Origin of the sequence: Cellulomonas endometrii, from assembly GCF_949769265.1 — a bacterium.
In the GTDB taxonomy this organism is placed as follows: Bacteria; Actinomycetota; Actinomycetes; order Actinomycetales; family Cellulomonadaceae; genus Cellulomonas; species Cellulomonas endometrii.
The window spans coordinates 49,624-56,600 of the sequence record NZ_CATKPC010000023.1 but is presented as its reverse complement, the minus strand read 5'-3'; the positions used below and the strand labels follow the sequence as shown (position 1 = coordinate 56,600).

At 73.8% G+C, this 6,977-nt stretch carries 7 protein-coding genes; 2 read left to right on the top strand and 5 right to left on the bottom strand.

Annotated elements, in window-relative coordinates; translation table 11 throughout:
- The coding region (locus QNH85_RS18125; RefSeq protein ID WP_346016342.1) for an FBP domain-containing protein at positions 1–699 on the top strand (699 nt) is incomplete at its 5' end.
- A gap of 31 nt (positions 700–730) precedes the next feature.
- Here QNH85_RS18125 and QNH85_RS18120 read toward each other — a convergent pair.
- Positions 731–1,702 carry an LLM class flavin-dependent oxidoreductase gene (locus QNH85_RS18120; RefSeq protein WP_282948662.1) on the bottom strand — a complete coding sequence of 324 codons (972 nt, stop codon included), beginning with the start codon at positions 1,700–1,702 and terminating at the stop codon, positions 731–733.
- A 100-nt stretch (positions 1,703–1,802) separates the two neighbouring features.
- On the opposite strand from QNH85_RS18120, the gene QNH85_RS18115 reads away from it, so the two are divergent.
- The gene (locus QNH85_RS18115; protein WP_282948660.1) at positions 1,803–2,420 is read left to right on the top strand and encodes a dihydrofolate reductase family protein; all 618 of its coding nucleotides are present in this window, start codon (positions 1,803–1,805) and stop codon (positions 2,418–2,420) included.
- Here the strand turns inward: QNH85_RS18115 and QNH85_RS18110 are convergent.
- The 4 genes from QNH85_RS18110 to nrdD all read right to left on the bottom strand — a co-directional run bounded on the left by QNH85_RS18110 (position 2,389) and on the right by nrdD (position 6,771).
- Positions 2,389–2,985, bottom strand: a complete 597-nt coding sequence (locus QNH85_RS18110; RefSeq protein WP_282948658.1) for a dihydrofolate reductase family protein — start codon at positions 2,983–2,985, stop codon at positions 2,389–2,391. The two genes, QNH85_RS18115 and QNH85_RS18110, sit on opposite strands and share 32 nt — an antisense overlap.
- 57 nt (positions 2,986–3,042) lie before the next feature.
- Entirely contained in the window at positions 3,043–3,822 is a 780-nt protein-coding gene (locus QNH85_RS18105; RefSeq protein WP_282948656.1) for a DUF1206 domain-containing protein, read from the bottom strand.
- 62 nt (positions 3,823–3,884) lie between these two features.
- Positions 3,885–4,502: an anaerobic ribonucleoside-triphosphate reductase activating protein gene (gene nrdG, locus QNH85_RS18100; RefSeq protein WP_282948654.1), complete on the bottom strand. Its 618-nt coding sequence runs from the start codon at positions 4,500–4,502 to the stop codon at positions 3,885–3,887.
- Between the two features lie 4 nt (positions 4,503–4,506).
- Positions 4,507–6,771: an anaerobic ribonucleoside-triphosphate reductase gene (nrdD, locus tag QNH85_RS18095; RefSeq protein ID WP_282948652.1), complete on the bottom strand. Its 2,265-nt coding sequence runs from the start codon at positions 6,769–6,771 to the stop codon at positions 4,507–4,509.
- Positions 6,772–6,977 lie beyond the last annotated feature (206 nt).

Here is a 6,977-nt window from a genome sequence, read left to right as displayed (position 1 = left end):
TGGGCGGTCGCGGAGCGCGAGCGCGTCGCCGCGCTCGGCCACGCGGTCGTCGACATCCGCCTCACCGGGGCGGACGCCCGGACGGTGGCCGCGGCCCTCGACGGCGTCGACGTGCTCTACGTCGCGGCAGGGGAGCCCGCCCCCCCTGCCGCACCCCCGCGCGCTCGACGCGCACCGCGGCGACCTGATCCGAGAGCGAGCCCTGCCATGCGTCCCGTCACCGATGCCCAGATCCGCGCGTCCTTCGTCAACTGCTCCCGCCGCGAGGCGGCCCAGGCCACCCTCCCCGCCGGCCTCGCCGCGACGGACTGGGACCGCCTCGACTACCTGGGGTGGGCCGACCCCAAGAACCCCCGCCGCTCGTACGTCGTCACCTGGCTGGACGACCGCCTCGTCGGCATCGTGCTCCGCGCGGCGGACGGCGGCACCAAGCGCAACGCCGTGTGCGCGTGGTGCGAGGACGTCGTCGCGACCAACGAGGTCGCCCTCTTCGTCGCGAAGCGGGCCGGCGCCGCCGGCCGGAACGGCGACACCGCGGGCACGCTGATCTGCACGGACTTCGCGTGCTCCGCGAACGCCCGCCGCCGCCCGACCATCGCCGAGGCGGGGAACGACGCCGCCGGCGTGGTCGCCCGGCGCATCGCGGGGCTGCAGGAGCGCAGCACCCAGTTCGTCGCCCTGGTCGCGCGCCCCTCCTGACCCGGGTCCCCGCCCTGGTCCCGGCCGGGGTTCAGAGCACCCCGGCGAGCGCCTCCAGGGCTGCGAGCCGGTCCGGTCCGGCCGGGGCGAGCGCCACCGCGTCCGCCCCGGCCGCGCCGATCGCCGCGATCCGCGCCCGCGCCTGCTCGGGCGTGCCGACCACGGCCAGCTCGTCGATCCAGGCCTCGGGCAGCTCGGCGGCGAACGCGTCGGGGTCGGGGTGGCGCTCGCTCAGCGCGCGGAGCTCCGCGCCGAACGACAGCGGGTCGACGTGCGGGGCCCACGACGGCTGGCCCATCCAGCCGAGCAGGGGCCGGACGGCGGCGCGTGCCGCGGCGGGGTCGGCGGCGACGGCGGCGACCTCGTAGCCGACCACGCGGTGGCCCGGCGCGTCGCCGATGTGCCCGCGCGCCGCGCGGACGTACTCGGGCCCGACGGGCTCGGCGAGCACCGTGCCGTCCGCGCACCGGCCGGCGACGGCCAGCGACTTCGGCCCCCGCACCCCGGCCAGCACGGGCGGCACCACCGCCGGCGGGCTCTCCAGCCGGACGCGGTCCAGCTGCACGTACCGGCCGTCGACGGTGACCTCCTCGCCGCGCAGCAGCGCCCGCAGCGCCGTCACGTACTCCTCGAACGCGGTGAGCGGGCTCGCCGGCCACGCACCGACCTGCCGCATCCAGTCCGGCATCCCGTGCCCGATACCCAGGTGCAGCCGGCCGGGGAACAGCTCGGCGACGGTCGCGGCCTCCATCGCGGCGAACGCGACGTTCCGGGCGCCGACGGGCAGGATCCCCACCCCGACGCGGATCCGCTCCGTCACCGCGAGCGCCGCGGCGGCCTGCGCCATCCCGCCGCGGAACCCGAGGTCCTCCACGACCCAGAGCTCCGCGAAGCCGAGCTCGTCCGCGCGCCGCGCGTAGGGCAGCACCTGGTCCACGGGCAGGTCACGGGGCAGGATCACGCCGATGTCGGGCAGGCCGGGGGTCGCGTCGTCGAGGCTCACGCGACGACTCTAGGGCGCGCGCGTGGCCCCGCGTGGCCCGTTGTGCTGTGCTGTCCGCAGAGCCCCCGCGCCGTCGCGGGGACGCACCGGGGGGGTCGGCATGGCCACGCTCGTGTACTCCGCGATCACGTCCCTCGACAGCTTCGTCGCCGACCGGTCGGGCCGGTTCGACTGGAGCGTCCCGGACGAGGAGGTGCACCAGGCGGTCAACGACCTGCACCGCGGCGTCGGCACGTACCTCTACGGGCGGCGCCTGTACGACGTCATGGTCGCGTGGGAGACGATGCCGACGGCCGACCAGTCGCCGGCCGTGCAGGACTTCGCCCAGCTCTGGCGCGCGGCGCACAAGGTCGTGTACTCGACGACGCTCGCGGAGCCGCGCAGCACCCGCACCCAGGTCGAGCCGACGTTCGACCCGGAGGCGGTGCGGCGGCTGCTCGCGAGCTCCCCGCACGACGTGCTGGTCGGCGGGGCGCACCTGTCGGCGCACGCGTTCCGCGCCGGGCTGGTCGGCGAGGTGCACCTGTTCGTGTCCCCGGTGCTGGTCGGGGGCGGGACCCGGGCGCTGCCGCGCGGCGTGCGGCTCGACCTGGAGCTGCTCGGCGTCCGGCGGTTCGGGAACGGGGTCGCGCACCTGCACCACCGCGTGCGGCCGGGCGCGCCGGAGCCCGTCAGCGCGGAACCCGTCAGCGCAGGACCGGGAACGACAGGTGGGTGACGTGCCGGCCCCGCACGACCGACGTCGGGTCGCCGAGCACCGCGGGCCAGCCCGCGTCGCCGGTGAAGTAGCGGCGGCCCGACCCGAGCACCACCGGCACCAGGTCGACGTTCACGGCGTCGAGCAGGCCCGCGTGCAGCGCCTGCGTCGCGATGGTCCCCGCCGCCACGCCCACCACGGCGTCCCCCGCGATCTCCTGCGCCGCGGCGACCGCCTCGCCGATCCCCTCGTGCATCACGACGAGGTCCGGTGAGCCGAGCGCCGCGGACGCCGCGACGGGCCGGTGCGTCAGGACCACGAACGGCACCCCGAGCGGGTGCGCGCCGCCCCAGCCGTCCGTGAGGTCGAACAGCTCTCGGCCGACGACCAGCGCCCCGAGGGACGCCCGCCAGGCCAGCCAGTACTCCGCGCTCGCCGGGGTCAGACGGAACGGGGGAAGGTCGCCGTGGTTCTCGACCACCACGTCGCCGTTCTCGTACCAGGCGAACAGCTCGTCGATGCCGTGGTCCTGCCGGGCGATGAAGCCGTCCAGCGACATCGTCGCCGACGCGATGACCTGTCCCATGGCCCGACGCTAGCCCCGCGGCGGGGCGGGGAGAAGGGGCCAGGACAAGGGGCCCGCTCAGACCTTCGCGTGCCGGGCCCGGCCGAACGCGTACACCCCGTACGCCGCGAACCCGAGCGCCACGAGGGTCAGGAGCACCGCGCCGAACGGCAGGTCCGCGAGCGCGTGCAGGGCCCCGTCGAGCCCCTGCGCCTTCTCCGGGTCGCTCTGCACCGCGGCGACCACCAGCAGCACCCCGACGACCGCGAGCGCCGCGCCCTTGCCGATGTAGCCGACCCGGCCGGCGGTGCGGACCCACGGCGCGGGGCTGCTCTCGAGGTCCCCCAGGAACTTCTCCGTCCAGCCCTTCACCACGTGGTAGCCGCCGACCACGACGACACCCACGCCGACGAGCCCGACCAGCACCCGGCCGGCCCCCGAGGACATGAGCCCGGCGGTCTGGCCCCCGGACCCGCCGGAGCCGCCGCCCGAGCCGCTGGTCAGCACCGACACGGTCGTCCAGGCCAGCACCGCGTACACCACCGCCTTGCCGGCGGCCTTCGCGCGGTCGGAGGCCTCGCCCCACGCGACGGCCTCCGTGACCTGCCAGAGCGTCAGCAGCACGAACCCCACGACCAGCACCCACAGCAGCGCCTTGCCGAGCCCGTTCCCGGCGAGCTGCGCGAGCGCGCCCTGCTGGTCGGCCTGCTCCCCGCCCGACGTCCACGCGAGCTGGACGGTCACCCAGGCGAGCAGCAGGTGCAGGACACCGCTCGCCGCGTAGCCGAGCCGGGCCCCCTTCTCGAGGAGCGGGTGGTCCCCGGCGCGGGACGCGGCGTTCTGCATGTGTCCGGTCATGGGGCGAGCGTGGCACCGGACCGGCTCACGCGCGCGGGATGGCGCCCGGGTGGAGCCCCAGGTCAGATCAGCGCGCGGCGGTCGACCTGCTCGGCCGCGGCGTCCGCGTCGCGCGCCCCGGCCCACGGCACCGCGCGCCCGGCGGCCAGCGACCGCGGCACGTCGAGCACCCGCTGGTTCCGGCTGCCGCGGAACGCCAGTGTCAGGTCCCGCTCGGCGAGCTCGAACCGGCCGTCGACCAGCACGTCGAGCTCGGCGAGCAGCTCCCGCTTGTCCTCCTGCCCGGCGTCGGCCTCGGCCAGCAGCTCCTCGAACGTGTAGCCCGTCCAGCACCACACGTCCTTGCCGCGGCCGTGCTCCGCGCGCAGCCGGCGCACCACCCGCAGGCACACGCCTGTGGTGAGGAACGGCTCGCCGCCCAGCAGCGACAGGCCCTGGACGGCCTCGTGCGCGAGGTCCGCGGCGATCCGGTCGCCGAGGTCGTCGTCGAACGGCCGGCCGTACCGGAACGACCACGCCGCCTCGTTGAAGCAGCCGGCGCAGGCGAACGGGCAGCCGCTGACGTACAGGCTGCACCGGACGCCCTCGCCGTCGACCATGACGAACGGCTTGTAGTCGGCGACGTGGTCCTGGCTCAGGGCGGCGGCGCGCCACTGGCCCGGCCGCGGGTCCCGCGCCACGGCGTCAGCCGGCGGCGGGCGCGTCGCCTGCGGGCGCCTCACCGCCGGGCATCGCGCCGGTGCTGCCCGCGAGGTGCTTCACGCGGGACGAGATCTCGACGTGCCGCCCGTGCACCATCGGCCGCTGCTGCGGGTTGCCCAGGTAGCCGCACGTGCGCTTCACGACGTCGCAGGTGCGCGGGTCGGTGTTGCCGCAGCCCGGGCACGCGAACCCGCGCTCCGTCGGCGTGAAGTCACCGGAGAACCCGCACTCCAGGCAGCGGTCGATCGGGGTGTTGGTCCCCAGGTAGCCGACCCGGTCGTAGGCGTAGTCCCACACCGCCTCCAGCGCCTTGGGGTTCTGCTGCAGCACGGGGTACTCGCAGTAGTGGATGAACCCGCCGGACGTCAGGGGCGCGTAGTCCTGCTCGAAGTCGAGCTTCTCGAACGGGGTCGGCGCCTTGCGCACGTCGTAGTGGAAGCTGTTCGTGTAGTAGTCCTTGTCGGTGATGTCGGGCACCGAGCCGAACTTCTTCTTGTCGAGCCGGCAGAACCGGTCCGTGAGCGACTCGCTCGGCGTGGAGTAGACGCTGAACTGGTACCCGTGCCGGGCGGTCCACTCGCGGGCCCGCGTGGACAGGGTGCGCAGGACGCGGAGCGTGAACTCCTTGGCCTCCGGGTCCGACTCCCACGCGCCGCCGTAGAACGCAGCCGCGGCCTCGTACAGGCCGATGTACCCGAGCGACACCGTGGCGCGGCCGTCCCGGAACAGGGCGTCGACGTCGTCCCCGGGGGCGAGCCGGCGGCCGAACGCCCCGTGCACGTAGAGGATCGGGGCGTTGGCCGGCACGGCCTCCTTGCACCGCTCGACGCGGTACAGCATCGCGTCGTGCACGGTCTCGAGCCGCTCGTCCAGCAGCGCCCAGAACGCGTCGAGGTCCCCGCGGGTCTCCAGCGCGATGCGGGGCACGTTGAGCGTGACGACGCCCAGGTTCATCCGGCCCTCGACCACGTCCCGGCCGTCCTCGTCCGCCCACCCCTGCAGGAACGAGCGGCACCCCATCGGCACCTTGAACGAGCCCGTGATCTCGACGATCTTGTCGTAGCTCAGGACGTCCGGGTACATGCGCTTCGTCGCGCACTCGACGGCCAGCTGCTTGATGTCGTAGTTCGGGTCGTCCGCCGCGAGGTTCAGCCCGCGCTTCAGCGTGAAGATGAGCTTCGGGAAGATCGCGGTCCGCCGCTCCTTGCCGAGCCCGCCGATGCGGATCTGCAGGATCGCGCGCTGGATCTCCCGCTCGAACCAGCCCTCCCCCAGCCCGAAGCCCACCGACGTGAACGGCGTCTGCCCGTTGGACGTGAACAGGGTGTTGATCTCGTACTCGAGCGACTGCATCGCGTCGTAGATGTCCTTGCGGGTCTTCTCCTCCGCGTACGCGCGCCGGCGGTCGGCCTCGCTGATCCAGCGCTCGGCGTCCGCGAGGTGCTTCGCGAAGTTCCGCTCGGCGTACGGGGCGAGCAGCTCGTCGATCCGGTTGACCGAGCAGCCGCCGTACTGGCTGGACGACACGTTCGCGATGATCTGCGAGATCTGCGCGGTCGCGGTCTGGATCGACCGCGGCGGGTCCACCTGCGCGTTGCCGATCCGGAAGCCCTCGCTCAGCATCGTCCGGAAGTCGATGAGGCAGCAGTTCGTCATCGGCGCGTAGGGGTGGTAGTCGAGGTCGTGGTAGTGGATGTCGCCCTTGGCGTGCGCGTTCGCGACGTGGGCGGGCAGCATCCGCAGCCCGATCGACTTGCTCACCGCGCCGGCCGTCAGGTCGCGCTGGGTGTTGAAGACGTCGCTGTCCTTGTTGGCGTTCTCGTTGACGACCGCCTGCTCCTTGCCGATGAGCTGGCCGATCGAGTGGTTGATGTCGAGGGCCTTGCTCCGGGTCAGGTCCCGCTGCACGCGGTAGTCGATGTACGCGCGGGCCACCTCGTACTCGTGGGACTCCAGCAGCGTGTGCTCGACGACGTTCTGGATCTCGTAGATCTTCACCTCGCCGGTGAACCGCGCGGCGAGCTCGCCCGTGATGCGGGCCTCGAGGTCGGTCAGCGACAGCTCGTGCAGCGGGGTGACCTCGCCGTGCACCTCGACGAACGCCTTCGCGAGGGCCGCGCGGATGCGGGAGGAGTCGAACGGGAGCGTCCGGCCGTCGCGCTTGCGCACCAGCAGGCCCGTGGGGCTCTCCCGCAGCTCCGGGGCCGTGTCCGCCTGCTCCGTGCCGTCCAGCTCGATCGTCGTCACTGCCACCGCTCCCCGTTGATCCGTGCACTACATGTAGTGCGAACTACACCGGTGCAACACTAGATCTGGTGCTCGGCGCGACCTGGGCCGAAAGGCCTACCAGGGGCAGGCCCGAGGTGTTCACCCACCGTTCCGTTCGCAGTACGGCGGTCTCGTAATTCCCGGCCACCTGACCGGGTTGAAGTACCGGTGTTCTCGGAAACGTC